Annotated in this window: 14 protein-coding genes; 2 read left to right on the top strand and 12 right to left on the bottom strand. The window is 60.5% G+C overall.

Annotated features, from left to right (window positions below; translation table 11 throughout):
* Positions 1 to 23 precede the first annotated feature (23 nt).
* From SynA1524_RS12370 to gcvT, 10 genes are all read right to left on the bottom strand, one after another.
* Positions 24 to 863 (bottom strand): aminotransferase class IV, encoded by an 840-nt coding sequence (locus tag SynA1524_RS12370; RefSeq protein WP_186498327.1) that lies wholly within the window; start codon positions 861 to 863, stop codon positions 24 to 26.
* On the bottom strand, positions 860 to 2,146 hold the full coding sequence (locus tag SynA1524_RS12365; RefSeq protein ID WP_186498326.1) for an anthranilate synthase component I family protein: 1,287 nt from the start codon (positions 2,144 to 2,146) through the stop codon (positions 860 to 862). The genes SynA1524_RS12370 and SynA1524_RS12365 overlap by 4 nt, the downstream gene beginning before the upstream one ends.
* Positions 2,143 to 2,823 carry a 7-cyano-7-deazaguanine synthase QueC gene (gene queC / locus SynA1524_RS12360; RefSeq protein ID WP_186498325.1) on the bottom strand — a complete coding sequence of 227 codons (681 nt, stop codon included), beginning with the start codon at positions 2,821 to 2,823 and terminating at the stop codon, positions 2,143 to 2,145. The genes SynA1524_RS12365 and queC overlap by 4 nt, the downstream gene beginning before the upstream one ends.
* A gap of 7 nt (positions 2,824 to 2,830) precedes the next feature.
* Entirely contained in the window at positions 2,831 to 3,688 is an 858-nt protein-coding gene (locus SynA1524_RS12355; RefSeq protein WP_186498324.1) for an NAD(P)-dependent oxidoreductase, read from the bottom strand.
* A gap of 3 nt (positions 3,689 to 3,691) precedes the next feature.
* Complete coding sequence (locus SynA1524_RS12350) at positions 3,692 to 7,192, bottom strand: S8 family serine peptidase (protein ID WP_186498323.1); 3,501 nt, start codon at positions 7,190 to 7,192, stop codon at positions 3,692 to 3,694.
* Positions 7,193 to 7,351: 159 nt separating this feature from the next.
* Positions 7,352 to 7,972, bottom strand: a complete 621-nt coding sequence (locus SynA1524_RS12345) for a 7-carboxy-7-deazaguanine synthase QueE (RefSeq protein WP_186498322.1) — start codon at positions 7,970 to 7,972, stop codon at positions 7,352 to 7,354.
* Positions 7,969 to 9,603 (bottom strand): CTP synthase, encoded by a 1,635-nt coding sequence (pyrG, locus tag SynA1524_RS12340; RefSeq protein WP_186498321.1) that lies wholly within the window; start codon positions 9,601 to 9,603, stop codon positions 7,969 to 7,971. The genes SynA1524_RS12345 and pyrG overlap by 4 nt, the downstream gene beginning before the upstream one ends.
* An 87-nt stretch (positions 9,604 to 9,690) precedes the next feature.
* A complete protein-coding gene (locus tag SynA1524_RS12335; RefSeq protein ID WP_186498320.1) occupies positions 9,691 to 10,824 on the bottom strand; it encodes an RNA polymerase sigma factor, RpoD/SigA family in 1,134 nt (377 codons plus the stop codon).
* Between the two features lie 101 nt (positions 10,825 to 10,925).
* On the bottom strand, positions 10,926 to 12,755 hold the full coding sequence (gene aspS, locus SynA1524_RS12330; RefSeq protein WP_186498319.1) for an aspartate--tRNA ligase: 1,830 nt from the start codon (positions 12,753 to 12,755) through the stop codon (positions 10,926 to 10,928).
* Positions 12,756 to 12,792: 37 nt separating this feature from the next.
* On the bottom strand, positions 12,793 to 13,896 hold the full coding sequence (gene gcvT / locus SynA1524_RS12325) for a glycine cleavage system aminomethyltransferase GcvT (protein ID WP_186498318.1): 1,104 nt from the start codon (positions 13,894 to 13,896) through the stop codon (positions 12,793 to 12,795).
* 447 nt (positions 13,897 to 14,343) lie between these two features.
* On the opposite strand from gcvT, the gene SynA1524_RS12320 reads away from it, so the two are divergent.
* Positions 14,344 to 14,742 carry a cyclic nucleotide-binding domain-containing protein gene (locus tag SynA1524_RS12320; protein ID WP_286188593.1) on the top strand — a complete coding sequence of 133 codons (399 nt, stop codon included), beginning with the start codon at positions 14,344 to 14,346 and terminating at the stop codon, positions 14,740 to 14,742.
* On the opposite strand, the gene speB is transcribed toward SynA1524_RS12320, so the two are convergent.
* Both speB and speE read right to left on the bottom strand, forming a co-directional pair.
* Positions 14,736 to 15,596, bottom strand: a complete 861-nt coding sequence (gene speB, locus SynA1524_RS12315) for an agmatinase (RefSeq protein ID WP_186498317.1) — start codon at positions 15,594 to 15,596, stop codon at positions 14,736 to 14,738. The two genes, SynA1524_RS12320 and speB, sit on opposite strands and share 7 nt — an antisense overlap.
* A complete protein-coding gene (speE, locus tag SynA1524_RS12310; protein ID WP_186498316.1) occupies positions 15,593 to 16,435 on the bottom strand; it encodes a polyamine aminopropyltransferase in 843 nt (280 codons plus the stop codon). Before speE ends, speB begins: the two co-directional genes overlap by 4 nt.
* A gap of 234 nt (positions 16,436 to 16,669) precedes the next feature.
* On the opposite strand from speE, the gene arfB reads away from it, so the two are divergent.
* Positions 16,670 to 17,104, top strand: coding sequence for an alternative ribosome rescue aminoacyl-tRNA hydrolase ArfB (gene arfB / locus SynA1524_RS12305; RefSeq protein WP_186498315.1), 435 nt, complete (start codon positions 16,670 to 16,672; stop codon positions 17,102 to 17,104).
* Positions 17,105 to 17,106: the final 2 nt, after the last annotated feature.

Genomic DNA, 17,106 nt, shown 5'->3' with positions numbered 1-17,106 from the left:
ATAAATATATAATGTATATCGTGCTAGTTGAGCAGATGTTGCCACAGCGATTCGGCTGAATCGATTCCCAGGGCTTGGGAGTAGAGGGGCTGATGGTCGAGGCTCAACAGGCTTCGGCAACCGAGGCTGTTGATCAGCAGCAGCTGATCGTCTGACCCCAGGCTGGCGCCCAGGTCGGCCTCCACCGCCAGTCCCAGCCGCAGGGCCCGGGCCCGCATCACCCCCGGCAGGCAGCCACTGCTGAGGGGAGGAGTCAGCCAGGGGCCATCCCCCTTCGCACCGCCAGGCTTCAGCAGCAGATTGGCGGTGGTGCTGCAGCAGAGCTCGCCGTTGGTGTTGAGCAACAGGGCGTCATCGCAGCCCCGTTCTGAAGCTTCCCGTCTCGCCTGCACCGCTTGACCGTAGGCAAAGGTCTTGCAACGGCTCAGCAGGCTGTCGCTGTTGCGGCGCTCCAGGCGACTGATGATCGCGGAGATAGGTGTGAAGATCGGTATCCAGGGCTGAAGCGTCAGCCAGAACCGATGTCCCCCGATACATGGCGGTGCGATCCCGCGTTGGGAGGATGAACCCCGACTCCAGTTGAGCCGCAGGGCACCACAACTCTGGTCGGGCAAGGCCCGCTGCACAGCCTCCTGGATCAGGGGCATCAGATGGTCGCGGCCGGGCGGAGGATCCAGGCCCAGCTGCGCGCTGGCCTCACTCCAGCGCTGCAGGTGCTCATCCAGCAGACAGGGCTGACCGGCGCGGATCAACACGGTTTCGAACAGTCCATCGGCGAGTTGCAGGCCCCGGTCATCCAGGGGCAGGCTCAGCTCAGCCGGTGTGCCCCATCGGCCCTCACACCAGGCGACCCCTCCCGTCAAGCCAGGGCCTCCAGCAGTGGCCGTAATTTCCACATCAGCTCCTCTGCTTCGCCATCGGGGTCGGAGTCGGCAACGATGCCGCAACCGGCATGGGCCCTCAGCCTGTGATCCTTCCGCATCAGTGTGCGGATCAGGATGTTGCTGTCGAAGCGTCCGTCCCAGTCGATGCGGATCAGGGAGCCGCAGTAGGGGCCGCGGCTGGTGGGCTCCAGCTGCTGCAGCCGCTGGCAGGCCCTCAGCTTCGGGGCACCGCTGATCGATCCACCCGGCCAGCAGGCCCGAAGCAGATCCACCCAGCTGAGCCCAGCTTGCAGCTGCCCTTCCACCACCGATGTGAGGTGATGCACCGAGCTGTAGCTCTCCAGGCCGAGCAGTTGCGACACCTGGATGGAGCCCGGTTGGCAGACGCGGCCGAGGTCATTGCGCAGGAGGTCCACGATCATGACGTTTTCGGCCCGGTCCTTGTCGCTGCAGACCAGCTCCGCCGCCAGCTCGGCGTCGCGGTCTGGATCACGATGGCGAGGCCGTGTGCCTTTGATCGGTCGGGTTTCGACCCGGCCGGCGGGGTCCACCTGAAGGAACCGTTCGGGCGAGGAGGAGAGCAGTGCTTCGCCGTTGTCCGCCACCACCAGGCCCGCAAACGGCGCAGGGCAGCGTTGACGAACCCGTTGGAACAACTCCACCGCCGAGGCATCACTGGGCCAATCGGTGCTGCAGCAGGCGGTGAGGTTGGCCTGGAACAAATCACCGGCGGCGATCAGCGCACGGATCCGGCGTACGCCATCAGCGAAGCCTTCGCGGCTGGTGTGCTGATGCCAGGCCTCCAGCGGGATGGGCGCTGTGGCCGGCGGGATGGGCGCTCTCTGCTGCAGTCGCGCTGCCAGCTGCTGCATCGCCATCGGGTCCGTGCCTTCGATCCAGAGCTGCCGCTGCTGCAGGTCAAACCGCAGCAGCGGGTCATGGCGGGCAATCCACAGGTTGGCCATGGCATCCCTGGACCAGGGGTTGCCGGGTTCAGTCCAGGCGGCCGCCTCATAACTGAGCCAGCCGGTCCAGTGGCCCGGACCCAGCCCGTTCAATGCAGTGAAAGGGTCGCGGGCTTCCGCATCCCCCGGCAGGCCCTGGCTGTGGATCACCTCCAGCGGCTGGCTGGCCAGGGTCACCCAGCGGCCCAGGTCACTGCCGTCACCATCCAGCCATATCAGCCCGTCGTCGCTTTCCAGCTGTCGGGCCACGGCAAGCGGTTCACGCCAGGGCAGGTCCAACCGCTGGGGCACGGTCATGTTGACGCGTTACTGCAGAGGTCCGGGCGACCGGCTTCCCGCAGGGCGGCATCGCGGATGCGGCAGCTGTCGCAGATTCCGCATGGGGTCGAGCCACCGCTGTAGCAACTCCAGGTGGATTGGATCGGCACGTTGAGCCTGAGTGCTTCCTCAACAATTCTGGTTTTGCTCCACTCCACCAGCGGTGCACAGAGCCGGGTGCCATGGCCTTCGCGACCAGCTTTGCTAGCTAGATTAGCCAGCTGCTGAAAGACGTTCAGATAATCGGGCCGGCAGTCGGGATAGCCGGAATAGTCCACGGCATTCACCCCCAGTACCAAGCGTTCGGCTCCACGGGCCTCGGCAAGGCTCAGTCCTACTGCAATGAACACAGTGTTGCGACCAGGGACGTAGGTGGGTGGGATCACGCCGTCCTGGACGCCATCGGTGGGAATGGTGATGGCGTCGTCGGTGAGGGCGGATCCGCCCCAGGCCGCCAGATCGACCGCAAGACAGTGATGCTCCGCCAGCTCCAGGTGCGAGGCAACTGCAGCCGCAGCCTCCAGCTCGCGACGGTGACGCTGGCCGTAGTCGAAGGACAGGCCGATCACACGATCACCTTCCTCCAGGGCCATGGCCGCCGCCGTGGCTGAATCCAGGCCGCCGGACAGCAGCGCGACGGAGGTGCGTTGGGTCATGACCTCATTAAAAACTTTCTTGCGTCAGCTCATGCAGGGCGCAATAGTCGAGGTCATCCAGTTGGCTACCGGATGACTGTTCCAGCAGGGCGTCCAGACCCTGCAGCCCTTGGATTTGGAGTCCAGCAGCGGTCGCCTCCTCCAGGAACAGGTGCAGGTCCTTGCGCAGCAGGGCTGTGCTGAAGTTCGGGTCGTCATAGTGACCCTCCAGCATCCGCTGCAGCTTCTTATCGAAGGTGGGGGCATAGAGCGCCGAGGGCCTCAGGATGGCCATGAACGTCTCAACGTGCACGCCTGCCTGCTGCACCAGTCGCAGCGACAGAGAAAAGGCGTGGGTAAGGCTGGCGATCAGTTGATTGAGCGCAAGCTTGGTGGCAGCACCGCTGCCGATCGGTCCCACCAGCATTGGCTCTTGTGAGAGATGCTCCAGGAGCGGTCTCTGCTGGTCAAACAGCGCCGGCTCACCACCGGCCATCACCAACAGTTCTCCTTTCAAGGCCTGAGGTTTGCTGCCCAGCACAGGCGCTTCCAAACAGTGTCCGTTCTGATGCTGAACCTGTTCAGCCAAGCTGCGGATTTCCGTGATGCCCATGGTTCCCATCGGCATCACGGTGGAGCCATGGATTGGCCCAAGTGCATGGATCACGTTTGCTGTAACTGCTCCGTCGCGCAACACGGTGATGACGGCTTGGCGTCCTTGGGCAGCTCCGTGCAGCTCTTGGATGGCGTGCGCCCCAAGCTCTTGCAGATCTGCCAAACGCGCGGGGTTGCGATTCCAAACATGAACCTCAAAGCCCTTCTCTAATAGTCGCTTGGTGATGGCAGTACCCAGGAGCCCTGTCCCTACAACGGCTACAGAAGTCATGGATCAGACGATTGAAAATTGTTGGTCGACTTCAAAGTAATTGAAGTGGTTGGTGGCCAGAAGTTCACTCAGTAACTCCCGCTGGTCTACCGAACGCTCATTGGAGATCTTCAGCGTGGCAAAGCTGTTGCGACTGGCTTCGATCACACGCACATCTTCCAGGCCTTTGTAAGTGACATCGTTGGATCGAATCCCTCGCTTGAGCAAGCGGATAGTTGAGCGGCATTCTTGCCGGTTTCCGTCAATGCTGGCGATCAAAGTGCCATTGAGTTGTTTGTCACTGAAAGTATCAAGTGTCTGCCGGGTGATCACATCACTTATTGTCAATCCTGTCGGAGGTGATTGATTTGATGCTGTAGCTCTACCTTGTGAATTGCTACCAGAGTTTGTGAGCAGATCTTCGATAGTTGATGCTGATAAGCCCTGGTTATAACTTTTAAGTAGGGCTGCAACTCCGGCCACATGCGGAGCCGCCATCGATGTCCCGTTGAACGTGTCGTAACCGCCTCCAGGAACAGCTGAATAGATATTGACGCCCGGTGCTGTGACGTAATCCAACGGTGTGCTCCCGGCGCGGTTGGAGAACCCGGCTAGGAATTGATAGCTGTTTGCAGCACCAACAGCAATGCCGTGATTGATGGCATGGGCGGCGGGATAGTCGGGGGAATTGCTACCGGTGTTGCCAGAGGCCATTACGACAACGCTCCCGCGCTGTGATGCGTAACGAATGGCATCGGCCATGGCCTGGCTGGAGCCATCTCCACCCAGAGATAAATTGATCACATCAGCTCCGTTGTCGGCAGCCCACCGCACTGCGGAAATGATGTCACTGACCCAGCCATTGCCATCATTATCCAAAACTCGAAGGGGCATGATCGAGGTGTCATGGGCGACCCCGGTTATTCCCTGACCGTCATTAGCACCAGCGATAATGCCAGCAACATGGGTGCCATGGCCTTCGCCATCATCAGCGATTGAATCGTTGTCGACGAAGTCGTATCCAGCAACAATGCGACCTGCAAATTCTGGGTGATCCAGATCCACACCTGTGTCGATCACCGCAACAGTAGTTCCACCACCTGTTGTACCTGGAAAAATGCTGCCACCGTTCCAAACTTCTGGCGCATCAACATTGTCGACTCCCCAGAGTGCGCCGCCAATGGAGGCGACTGGGTCAAGTGAAATATCCAAAAGTTCTTCGAAGGCGCGTCTGGCGCTCACATGGCCGTAACCATCCGTGCTGCTGAAACTAGGTTTTACTGCACTGAGCTCAGAGGCTTTGAGGGTATAGCGACCCGCATAAGCGTCGTCGTAAGAGCCTGCGTCAAGGTAATACGTATCACTGCTATCTACGTCAAAAATTATCTGTGAATTAAGGCTGAATAAGGACTTGTCATCATTAAAATTAATCAGGTCTGATGACCCGTTGCGGAGATAGAGGAAGGGATCGTGAAGACTGACGCCATCCAGGTCGACTTGGTATCTACGGCCTGCTGTCAGGTCGATGGCAAACCAGTCGCGGTCGCCAGCAGATTCAAGTTCACCGTCAATACTGCTGTTGACATTGAGCTTGCCACTTGTATTTATGTTGCTATCGAAGTCGTCGACTCTACTGAGGTTTGATTCAATGGCGCCTGAAATGGAGACGTTGACGGATCTAATTCTTTCTTTGAAACCTTGCCCATCAACGTACCGTACGAAGGCATTGAGTTGATGTCCGGCGAGCTCAGGTCCGATCTGGAATAAGGGGGTAGTTCCGACTTCCCACCAAGTGATGCCATCGAGAGAGGCTTGCCAGGTGATCTCCAGCGAGTCATCACCATTACCATCTGGGTCGTCGGTGGAGCGATGGATGGAGAGTGTTTGGCCGACGTCTGGCGTGCCTTGGATTGTGAAGGCTGCATCACCGTCGTCGATGAAAGGAATGGTGAGATCGTCGGTGCTGATGGATTCGCTGAATCCCTGAGTATCGGTGTAGGCGACAGTTGCATCGATTCGATGCCCCTCGAGGGTTTTGGGAATGATTAAGGAGGGGTTGGTGCTGGCGAGAGACCAATTGACTCCATCGAGGGAGGCTTGCCAGGTGATCTCAAGCGTGTCATCACCGTTGCCATCTGGATCGTCGATGGAGCGATGGATAGAGAGGGTTTGACCGACTGCTGGAGTGCCTTGAATTAGGAAGGCAGCATCTCCGCTATCGACGTAGGGAATGGAGACAGCATTTGTGGAGATGGATTCCTCAAAGCCTTGGCCATCGGTGTATTGGACGTCTGCCCTGATGTTCTGCCCTTCCAGGTTGTCGGGAATGGCGAAGGTGGGGTTGGAGCTAAGGAAAGACCAGTTGATGCCGTCGCGGGATTGGAGCCAGGAGAAGGAGGGTGTCCCATCCCCATCGGGATCAGCGACGGATTGTGAGATAGAGAGGGTTTGACCGACTGCTGGAGTGCCTTGAATCAGGAAGGCAGCGTCGCCGCTATCGACGTAGGGAATGGAGACAGCATTCGTGGAGATGGATTCCTCAAAGCCCTGGCCATCGGTGTATCGGACGTCCGCCCTGATGTTCTGCCCTTCCAGGTTGTCAGAAATGGCGAAGGTGGGGTTGGAGCTAAGGAAAGACCAGTTGATGCCGTCGCGGGATTGGAGCCAGGAGAAGGAGGGTGTCCCATCCCCATCGGGATCAGCGACGGATTGTGAGATAGAGAGGGTTTGACCGACTGCTGGAGTGCCTTGAATTAGGAAGGCAGCATCGCCGTGATCGATGTATGGAATGAAGCGCGACTGGGTAAAGACAGTTTCTTGAAACCTATCGCCATCTTTGTACTCAACCCTGGCACGGACCTGAGCGCCCTCCAGTGTTGCTGGGATACTTATCGATTTGCCGGTGTCGGTTGTTGTCCAGATGCTTGCTCCTGATGATGACTGCCAGGTGATGAGGAGTCGTCCATTTCCATCTGGATCATCGGCAGCTCGCATCGCCCGTAATCGTTTCCCAACCATTGCAGTTCCCGTCAGAGAGAAATCTGCGTCTCCTGCGTCGATCAGTGTGTCAGCTTCAATGATGCCGTCACCATTAAAATCAATATCGAAAACTTGCTCGTAGCCTTGTGAGCTAAGGGCTCTTTCTGTGAGCCGCCGACCTTTTAAATGGACGATTCCCTTGCTTCTCAATCTCCAAATTTGGTATTTGGCTTTTTTGGATTGATTGTTCGCTATTAAAACTTGATGTCCTTTCTCTGCTGGGGCTGCCGCAATGGCTGACCACTTTTTAGATGTTACATCGGAAAATATTTTACCAGATGCGGTGGTAATAAAAATCTCGCTTTCGGGGATGTAGAGCTGGTATCCAGTCTTCTCGGAGCTGTCGACTAAGCCATTGCCATCTCTGTCGACAATTGGTCTGGATAAACTTTTATTTTTAATGCTACTTCTATTGGACTTTTTGATGCTTTTAGTGGCTCTATTGCCTTGGTCGTCCGCCTTGTCATAGCCATATTTTTTTGGCATTAGTCGCCGGAAATACTACGTTGAAGGTCCTTTTTGGAAAAGTTGTGGAAAGTGTTCGTTTGAATGATAGCGTCTTCAAAGATGGGTGTTCTCATGAATCTCTCTGAATGGATCCTGAGAGTTGCATGAGTATGAGTGGTTTTGGTGTTGCGTAATGGTTCATTGAATTGCGAGCCACTTATGAGTTTGAAGGCTGAGTCTCCAGATGGGATGGCGGCGGACGTGCTCCAGAGCCAACTGTTCACCTTCCGAGCAGTTCCATCCTGGTTGCAAGAGTCGCTCTGTCGAGGCCGGACATTGCGATTCCATCTTTTTGGCGAAGGCGATGTCGTCTGAGGTGTGGACGACCACTTTCAATTCGTGACATGTCCGCAGGAGAAGCGGGAGAGGGGGGCGGTGGCGCTTGGGAGAGAGCGTGATCCAGTCAAAGCGTCCTGTTAAGGGGTCCACACCACTGGTTTCCAGGTGAATCGGCAGTGCACAGCGTTTGTTCAAGGCTTCGGTCAGCGGCGCCAGATCCTGATGGAGAGGTTCTCCGCCGGTGATCACAATGAAGGCGGCGCCGTTGTGACGCGCACGCGATGCCTGCTCAGCAAGGTCGTCAACACTCAGACTTGAATGCTGCGTTGTTGGCCAGGAGTGCTTGGTGTCACACCAGGGACAACCGACATTGCAGCCGGCCAAACGGATGAAGAAGGCGCTGCGGCCGCTGTGATGGCCTTCCCCCTGCAGGGAATGGAAGGTCTCCACCACCGGCAGGGTGGCCGCGTCTTGGATCATCGCTGGGTCTGTATCGCCTCCACCGGTGAGGAGGGCAGCCGCTGCTGGGCTGCTTCGATCAGGCCTTTGAAAAGTGGATGAGGCCGTCCCGGACGGGAGAGAAATTCCGGGTGGTACTGGCAGGCCGTGAAGAACGGGTGGCCCTTGAGTTCGATCAACTCCACCAGGCGGCCGTCGGGTGAGCTGCCGCTCACTACATAGCCCGACTCAAGGAACAGGTTTCGGTAGGCGTTGTTGAACTCATAGCGGTGGCGGTGCCGTTCGTACACCACTTCTTTGCCGTAGAGGCTGTGGGCCAAGGTGTCCTGCGCGATGCGGCAGGGATAGACACCCAGTCGCATCGTGCCCCCAAGATCCACCACATCCTGCTGCTCCGGCAACAGGTGAATCACGGGATGGGGCGTTCCGGCATCGAGTTCGGCGCTGGTGGCTTCCGTCAGCCCGGCCTGGTTGCGCGCCCACTCGATCACGGCGGTCTGCATGCCGAGACACAGCCCCAGGAATGGCACCCGCTGTTCCCTGGCCCAGCGAATCGCCGCGATCTTGCCATCGACACCGCGGTTGCCGAAACCGCCCGGCACGACCACGGCATCCATACCCTTCAGCAGGGTCTGAGCACCATCGCTTTCGATCTGCTCTGCGCAGACCCAATGCAGATCAAGGGAGGCATCCTGGGCGATACAGGCATGGCGCAGCGCTTCCACCACGGAGAGGTAGGCATCGTTGAGCTGGATGTATTTGCCCACCAGGGCCACCTTCACGGCCGGGCCGGGGTTGCGGAGTTTGTGCACCAGCTCCTGCCAGGCCGCCATGTCGCTGTCGTGGTCGGTCAGATCCAGCACATCGAGCACTTCGCAGCAAAGCCCTTCCTTTTCCAGGGTCAGGGGCACGGCATAGATGCTGTCGGCATCGAGGGATGGGATCACGGCCCGGGTCGGCACCCCGCAAAATCCCCCGATCTTCCGCTTCATTTCATCGCTGATGGTGCGGTCACTACGGCAGACCAGCACATCCGGTTGGATGCCGATGGAACGAAGTTCCTTTACAGAGTGCTGGGTGGGCTTGGTTTTCAGCTCGCCTGACGTGCCAATGAAGGGCAGCAGGGTCACGTGGATGTACGCCAGATCGCGACGTCCCACATCTCCGCGGAATTCTCGGATGGCTTCTAGGAAGGGCAGCGATTCGATGTCACCGACGGTGCCGCCGATTTCCGTGATCACCACATCGGCATTGCTGTTGGCGGCAACCCGGTGGATGCGTTCTCGGATCTCACCGGTGATGTGGGGAATCACCTGCACCGTGCCGCCGTTGTAGTCCCCTCGCCGTTCCTTGTTGATCACCGCTTGGTATATCGAGCCTGTTGTCACGCTGTTCAGCCGCGACATGGCTGTGTCGGTGAAGCGTTCGTAGTGACCAAGATCCAGATCGGTTTCGGCACCGTCTTCGGTGACGAACACCTCGCCGTGCTGGATCGGGCTCATGGTGCCCGGGTCCACATTGAGGTATGGGTCCAGCTTCAGGATCGAGACGTTGTAACCCCTGGATTTCAGCAGCCGTCCAAGGCTTGCCGCCACAATCCCTTTGCCGATGCTGGAGACCACACCACCGGTGATGAAGACGAACTTGGCCATGGCCTCCCGGGTGACTCTTCAAGCTACCTGGCGTGGGGCTCGATCTCCAGCGTCATCCGAAGGTTAATTGGGAGCTTTGATTCAGGTTCATGAATCCAGCCCCTGGATGTAGTCCCGCACCTTGCTCCTCCTTTGCGGTTGACGCAGCTTCAGCAGGGCCCGCGTTTCGATCTGACGCACCCGTTCGCGGGATAATTTCAAGGCTTCACCGATCTGCGCCAGGGTCTGGGGCGTGTCGTCCTCCAGTCCGAAGCGCCGTCGCAGCACCGCCGCTTCTCGGCTGGTGAGCTCATCGAGCAGATGCTCGAGGTCGTTGTGCAGTTCGTCGTGGGTGAGGCTCTGTTCCGGTGTGGCTTTGCCGTCTTCGATCAGGTCTCCCAGTTGGGTGTCCTGGTCCCGCCCCACACGGGTGTCCAACGACACGGAGCGGGGAACCCGGGCAAGGGTCTGGCGCACGGTGTCCTCACTGAGCTTCAGCGCACGGGCCAGATCGGCGATCGAGGCGATGCGTCCTTCGTTGGTGGCGATTTCCTGCTGCGCCCGTTTGATCCGGTTGAGTTTTTCGGTGACATGCACCGGTAGCCGGATCGTGCGGCTCTGGGTGGCAATAGCCCGCGTCATGCCTTGGCGGATCCACCAGTAGGCGTAGGTGCTGAAACGAAAGCCCCGTGTTGGGTCGAACTTTTCCACCGCCCGTTCCAGGCCGAGGGTGCCCTCTTGCACCAGGTCCAGCAGTTCCATGCCGCGTTGCTGGTACTTCTTGGCCACGGCTACCACCAGGCGCAGGTTGGCCTGGATCATGTGGTCCTTGGCCCGGCGACCATTGCGCAGGGCTGTCTTGAGCTCACGGGCTTCGAGGTTGGCTTCCCGGGCCCAGGCGCTGTAGCCGGCTTCGATCCGCTGTTGCAGTTCCGTCAGGCACAGGCCTGCGGCGCGAGCCCATTCCTGCTTGGTGGGCCAATGGCTGTGCTGATTGGCTTCCCGACGCTGCAGTTCCTCAAGGCTGTAAAGCTCTCCGATGGCGGCGTTACTGGTGGCCAGATCCCGTTGCTGCTGCAGCAACGCTTCCCGTCGTTGCACCAGCCGGGCCAGCGTCACCTCCTCCTCGTTGGTGAGCAGATCAACCCGGCCAATGTCCTGCAGGTACAGCCGCAGCAGATCTGTCGTGCTGCGGCTGCGGCGATCGCGGGTTTCCCCGGTCCGTCGGGGTTGACGGGGCAACGGCGTGGAGCAATTGGACTGCCTTAAGGGTTCCCCGCAGCCGTCGTCAGTGCGACAAAAGCGCTGAATCCCTTTGGGATCTGCTCAGCTCAGGTGAGGAATCACTCGTCGTCGCTGGGGTCCACCCAAGTGCTGGCCACATGCAGCTCTTCCAGCTGCTTGTCGGCGACTCCGCCCGGGGCATTGGTCATCAGGCAGCGAGCTTGCTGGGTTTTTGGGAAGGCGATGGTGTCGCGGATCGATTCCTCGCCGGCCAGCAGCATCACCATCCGGTCAACACCGAAGGCCAAGCCGCCGTGGGGTGGGGCGCCCACATCAAGGGCGTCCATCAGGAAGCCGAACTGTTCCTGGGCTTCCTCGAGCGGCAAGCCAACGGTCTGAAGCACCTGGCGTTGCAGGGCTGAGTCGTGGATGCGCAGGGAGCCGCCGCCGAGCTCCAGGCCATTGAGCACGAGGTCGTAGGCCTGGGCCCGGGCACCCGGCAGGGTGTCGGCCCACAGGGAGGCATCGCTGCCGAGATCCTCGGCATTGGGGGCGCAGAAGGGATGGTGCAGGGCCTCGTAACGGTTCTCGTCGCTGTTGAACTCGAACATCGGGAAATCCACCACCCAGAGGAAGTTCCACTGGTCGTTGTCCAGGTCGGCCTTGACCATGCCCAGCTCCTTGGCCAGGTACTGGCGCACCCGGTCGAGGGCTTTGTTCGCCGTGGCGGTATCGCCGGCGCCGAACAGCAGCAGGGTGCCGGGCTCGGCGCCGGTGCGGCTGAGCAGCTCCTGCTTCTGCCCGTCGCTGAGGTTGTCCTTGATCGCGCCGATGGTGTCGATCTCGCCGCCGTCGCGCACGCGGATGAAGGCCAGGCCGCCGGCACCGGCTTTCTGGGCTTCACTGAACACATCGCCGCCGGGCTTGATCCGCACGTTGCTCACCGCATCGTTGCCGCCGGGCACCGCGATGCACTTCACCGCGCCGCCGGATTTCACAGCACCGCTGAACACCTTGAAGCCCATGTCCTTCACGATGTCGCTCACGTTGATGAGCTCCATGCCGTAGCGGGTGTCGGGCCGGTCGGTGCCATAGCGCTCCATGGCGTCATGCCAGGTCATGCGCGGGAAGGGCCGCGGCAGTTCGATGCTCTTCACGGCCTTCCAGATGGCGCAGATCAGCGATTCGTTCAGCTCCAGGATCTGCTGCTGATCCATGAAGCTCATCTCGATATCCAGCTGGGTGAATTCCGGCTGGCGATCGGCCCGTAGGTCTTCGTCGCGGAAACAGCGGGCTACCTGGTAGTAGCGCTCGATGCCGCCCACCATCAGCAGTTGCTTGAACAGCTGCGGCGACTGGGGCAGGGCAAACCATTCACCACCGCAGACCCGGCTGGGCAGCACGTAGTCGCGGGCTCCTTCCGGTGTGGAGCGGGTCAGCACCGGGGTCTCCACCTCGATGAAGCCTGCGTCCTCCAGGAAGCGACGGGCTGCCTGAATCGTCTGGGCCCGCAGGCGCAGGTTGTCGTTCATGCGCTTGCGGCGCAGATCCAGGTAGCGGTGGCGCAGCCGCAGCTCTTCGCGGGTGTTCTCATCGTCGTGCACCGACACGGGAAAGGGCAGGTTGCCCTTAACGCTGTTGAGCACGGTGATTCCGTTGGCCAGCACTTCCACGGCACCGGTGGCCAGCTTGTCGTTCAACGATTCAGCCGGACGGGCCCGCACCTTTCCTTCCACCTGCAGCACGGTTTCGCTGCGCAGGTGCTCGGCCACAGCAAAGGCCTCAGCCCCAAGATCGGGATCCACCGTTATCTGCACGGTGCCGGAGCGATCCCGCAGGTCGATGAAGATCACGCCGCCATGGTCGCGGCGCCGGTCTACCCAGCCGCACAGCTGCACCGCGTTGTCGATGTTCTGCTCGCGCAGGTCGCCGCAACCGTTGCTGCGCATGGGAGTTTCAGCCGAGGACAGGCGAGTTTCCCACAGCTCAGGACCGGCGGTAGAAGGGGCGTTTGACCACGCAGGCGGGTTGGGCCTTACCGCGGATCTCAACGCTGAGTTCCGTTCCGATTTTGGCCAAGGCTGTGGGGACGTAAGCCAGCGCGATGGGCTCCTCCAGGGTTGGAGACCAGGTGCCGCTGGTCACCACACCGACGGTCTCGCCGTTGTGGAGCACGGGGTAGTCGTGACGGGCGATGGCGCGTCCCTGCAATTTGAGGCCCACGAGTCGTTTTGAGGGACCGGATGCTGCGGCCTGCTCCAGGGCCTGCCGACCGACGAAATCCGCAGGCATCTCCAGATGCACCAGCCAGCCGAGCCCTGCTTCAAAGGGGGTGGTGTCGGCATTCATGTCCATGCTGTAGAGATGCATGGCAGCTTCGAGACGCAGGGTGTCGCGCGCGCCGAGACCACAGGGGCTGACGCCGCGATCCAGCAGAACCTGCCAGAGCTTTCGTCCGTCGTCGTCGGTCAGCAGCAACTCGGCACCGTCTTCACCGGTGTAGCCCGTACGGCCCGTGAACACGGGATGGGCAAGACCTTTGAGGCTCAGGGTGCGATGTCCGAAGCGGGGCAAGCCGCTGAGGCTTTCGCCAGACAGCTCCTCCAGCAGAGGGATGGCCTGCGGGCCTTGCAGGGCTAGCAGTACGCCACCCGCCTTGATGTCGCTCACCGTGAGGCCAGCCGGTTCCATTTGGTCACGGATCCAGGCGGTGTCCGCTTCAGCGCAGGCTGCATTGATCACGAGCACCAGGGCACCCCGTTCGGCATCAACGGCGCCGCAGTCGTAAACGATCAGGTCATCGCGGATGCCACCGCTCTCGTTGAGCAAGACGGTGTAGCAGGCTTCGCCGGGTCCGATGCGATGAAGATCGCTCGGCACCAGCTGTTGCAACGCATCTTTCGGATTCGGGCCTTCCAGTCGCAAGACGCCCATGTGGGAGATGTCGAACATCCCCACCTGCTCCCGTACGGCCTTGTGCTCCTGGATCAGGCCGCTGAACTGCACCGGCATCTCCCAACCAGCGAAGGGCACCATGCGGCCGCCGCCGTCCCGGCAGAGCTGATGGAGGGGTGTGCGCTGCAGCGTCATGAACGGGAGGATGACCGCAGCATTCTTATGGAGTGCTTCACCAACTGGAAGGGAACCCGCAGATTCGCCAGCGGGACTGGTCCATTTTTTCGACCGTCCCTAGCTTGAGTGCTCTTCGCTGTCTGTTATTGACGCCCAATCCCAGCTGTCGCAGCTGTCAGCACTGTTCGGGGGGCGGAACAGCCGAAGGGTGGTGCCGCTTGCGTCGTTTGGCTGTGCATGCGGACGTGGCAGATCTCGTGGTCTGCCATCACTGGACACCGAGATCGCCTCAGTTGCCCATGTTCAGTAGGGAACAGCTCCCGCAGATGGATCAACAGCTTGAGCTGGACCGTACCTTCGCTTAAGACTCGGTGAAGCTTTGGTCAAGACTTCGCTGACTGTGATGTATGTCACGAAGAAGATGTGTTTTTCAGTCGATGATCATCTCTTGTCTTTTTTCACGAATTGACCGCGTTGTACCGATCTAATAATGCTCTTGAGCTGATCGGTGAGCATCCTGAGGCTGATCGTCTGACGCTGCCCACCGGCGCTTTTGTGTTCCGTCGTGGCGAACCGGTGCATGCCATTCATATTGTTCAGCAGGGGCTGGTGGAACTTAGTTGTGGCCCCCGAAACCGCATCCGCTACGGCTCCGGTGAGTTGTTTTTTTACGAGGATCTGGTGACCACCAACCAGTTCCACAGCCGTGATGCCAAAGCGTTGACCCCCCTGGCGCTGATCCGGCTGAACCGCTCGGGATTTCTCGCGCTGATCCATCGCCATCCCACCTTGGTGGTGGAGCTGATCGCTCAGCAGCACACCCGATTGCGGCAACAACGGGCTGATGCACGGCACTTTTATTGATCGGCACCCATCAGCAGGATCAGGCTGCGTGTCACCTTGGCTGCCAGAACGGAGCTGACCCCACTGCTGTCGAGTTGCGGTGCCAGTTCCACCACGTCGGCGGCTACAAGCCGATGGCCACGCAGCACATCAACTACGGCTGCGAAATCTCTCCAGAGGAAACCCCCTGGCTCGGGGGTGCCGGTTCCAGGCAGAACGGCAGGATCAAACCAGTCCAGATCCACGGTGAGATAAATCGGGCGGCCGGTCCAGGGGGCCATGGCGTCCCTCAGGGCCTGGACGTCATCCATGCGTCGACCACTGCTGTGCAGTTCATGGAATTCGTCGCGGGTGCCGCTGCGAATCGCCAGCTGCAGCAGGTCGCCACTGGGCAGCACCTCCAGGCAGCGCCGCATTGCGCAGGCGTGGCTGTGGCGGGCCCCAAGCCACTCCTCCCTGAGATCGGCATGGGCATCCAGCTGCACCAACACCAGATCGGGATGTTGGTTGGCGACGGCGGCTACGGCGCCGGAGCTGATCGAATGCTCACCGCCCAGCATCAGGGGGTTCAGACCCAGATCGAGCACCGCCGTCGTGGCCTGCTGCACGGCGTTCACGACCGGTTCCGGTGCACCGAAGGGGATGTCTACAGCACCGAGATCGGCATAGGCCAGATCCTCCAGATCCAAATCCAGCTGCGGGCAATAGGTTTCCAGGCCTTGACTGACCTCACGGATCGCTGCAGGCCCGAAACGGGTGCCCGGCCGGAAGGAGGTGGTGCCGTCGTAGGGAACGCCGAACAGGCCGACGCGGCAGCCGGCTGGGTCCCGGCGGGATCCCATGAAGATCCCGCCTTCGTTATCGAAAGGGGTCATGGCGCCAACTCCCGTGCGATGAAGGCGGGGATGGCATCCAGGGCGCCCTGTTGCCAGCGGGGGCTCCATATCTCACAGCCCTCGGCCACCAGGGCTGCCCGTGCGGGCTGCACAGTGCGATAACGGGGGCCATCCACTGCAGCGAAGGTCCAGCTCCACCAGCCACTGGGGTACATCGGCACCCAGCCGTAAAGGGGGTCGGCGTGACCGAACACTTCACGCAGCAGCCGCACCATGGCCACATGCACCTCGCGGAAGGCTTCCGGTGATTCGCTCTGGGTGGCGAAGACGCCGCCGGGTTTGAGGATGCGCCGGCAGTGTTCGAAAAAGGCTCGATTGAATAGGCCCTCCGCCGGGCCTGCCGGGTCCGAGCCATCCACCAGAACCACGTCGTAGGTTTTATCAGGAGCATTCGCGGCCCAGGCGATGCCATCCCCCACCGTGAGCTGACAGCGGGAATCACTCCAGGCCGCCGCGCCGATGCCCGGTAGGTGCTCCTGGCTCAGCTCCACCACCCGTCCGTCGATCTCCACCAGGTCGAGGTGGATCACCTCGGGGTAGCGCAGACATTCCCGGGCGGTGCCGCCATCGCCGCCACCGATCACCAGCACCCGTTCGATCGCCTCGGCGCTGCAGAGAGCTGGATGGACCAGAGCTTCGTGATAGTGCCGCTCCTGTTGCTCGGCCGTCATCCAGCAGCCATCGAGCAGCAGGCCCTTGCCATAGCGCTCGCTGCGGATCACGCTGATGCGCTGAAACGGGCTGGTTTCCTCCACCAGCACATCACCGGCAAGGCCATAGCGGACACCGCGGTGTTCTTCGTCGATCCAGCTGCTCATGAGGTGCAGAGGTGATCACTCCAGCTAAGGACCTCAGGGGGACTTCGCCAAACACCGTATGGAGCGTTTGTAGGTTTGCCGCACTCAACATCTAGTGTTTAATGAACGTGGATATGGGGCTGCAAGGAAGAGTGCAGCTCCGTGCCTTTTCTGACTGATGCCAGCTGATCCATCAGCGGCCTTCACTGCATCGCAGCGATTCGGCCGTCAAGACCAAAGTGCCAGCGTGGCGTCATGGTGCTGGATCTCCACGTCACGGATCGCCTGGTGATTCCCTCAGGGGACTTGCAGTGGCGCTTCTCGCGGGCCTCCGGTCCAGGGGGGCAAGGGGTGAACACCACCGATTCACGGGTGGAGCTGGTGCTGGATCTGCAGAGCTGTTCGGTGCTGGGCCCCTTTCGGCGGGCGCGCTTGCTGGAACAGCTGGCATCCCGGCTGTCGGACGGTTGTTTGCGTGTGGTGGTGGCGGAGGAACGCTCGCAGTGGCAGAACCGTCAGAAGGCTCTGCACCGCATGGCCGACCTGCTGCGGCAGGGTCTGCAGCCCCCGCCACCATCGCGAAAGTCCACCCGTCCGAGACGCGGTGCAGTGAAGCGTCGTCTGGAGGCCAAGAAAAAGCGCGGTGATCTCAAGCGTCAGCGCAGCAACCGGCCAACACTTGAGGAGTAACG

Origin of the sequence: Synechococcus sp. A15-24, from assembly GCF_014280195.1 — a bacterium.
In the GTDB taxonomy this organism is placed as follows: domain Bacteria; phylum Cyanobacteriota; class Cyanobacteriia; order PCC-6307; family Cyanobiaceae; genus Parasynechococcus.
The sequence above is the reverse complement of the archived record's forward strand: the minus strand, read 5'-3'. Positions and strand labels throughout refer to the sequence as shown.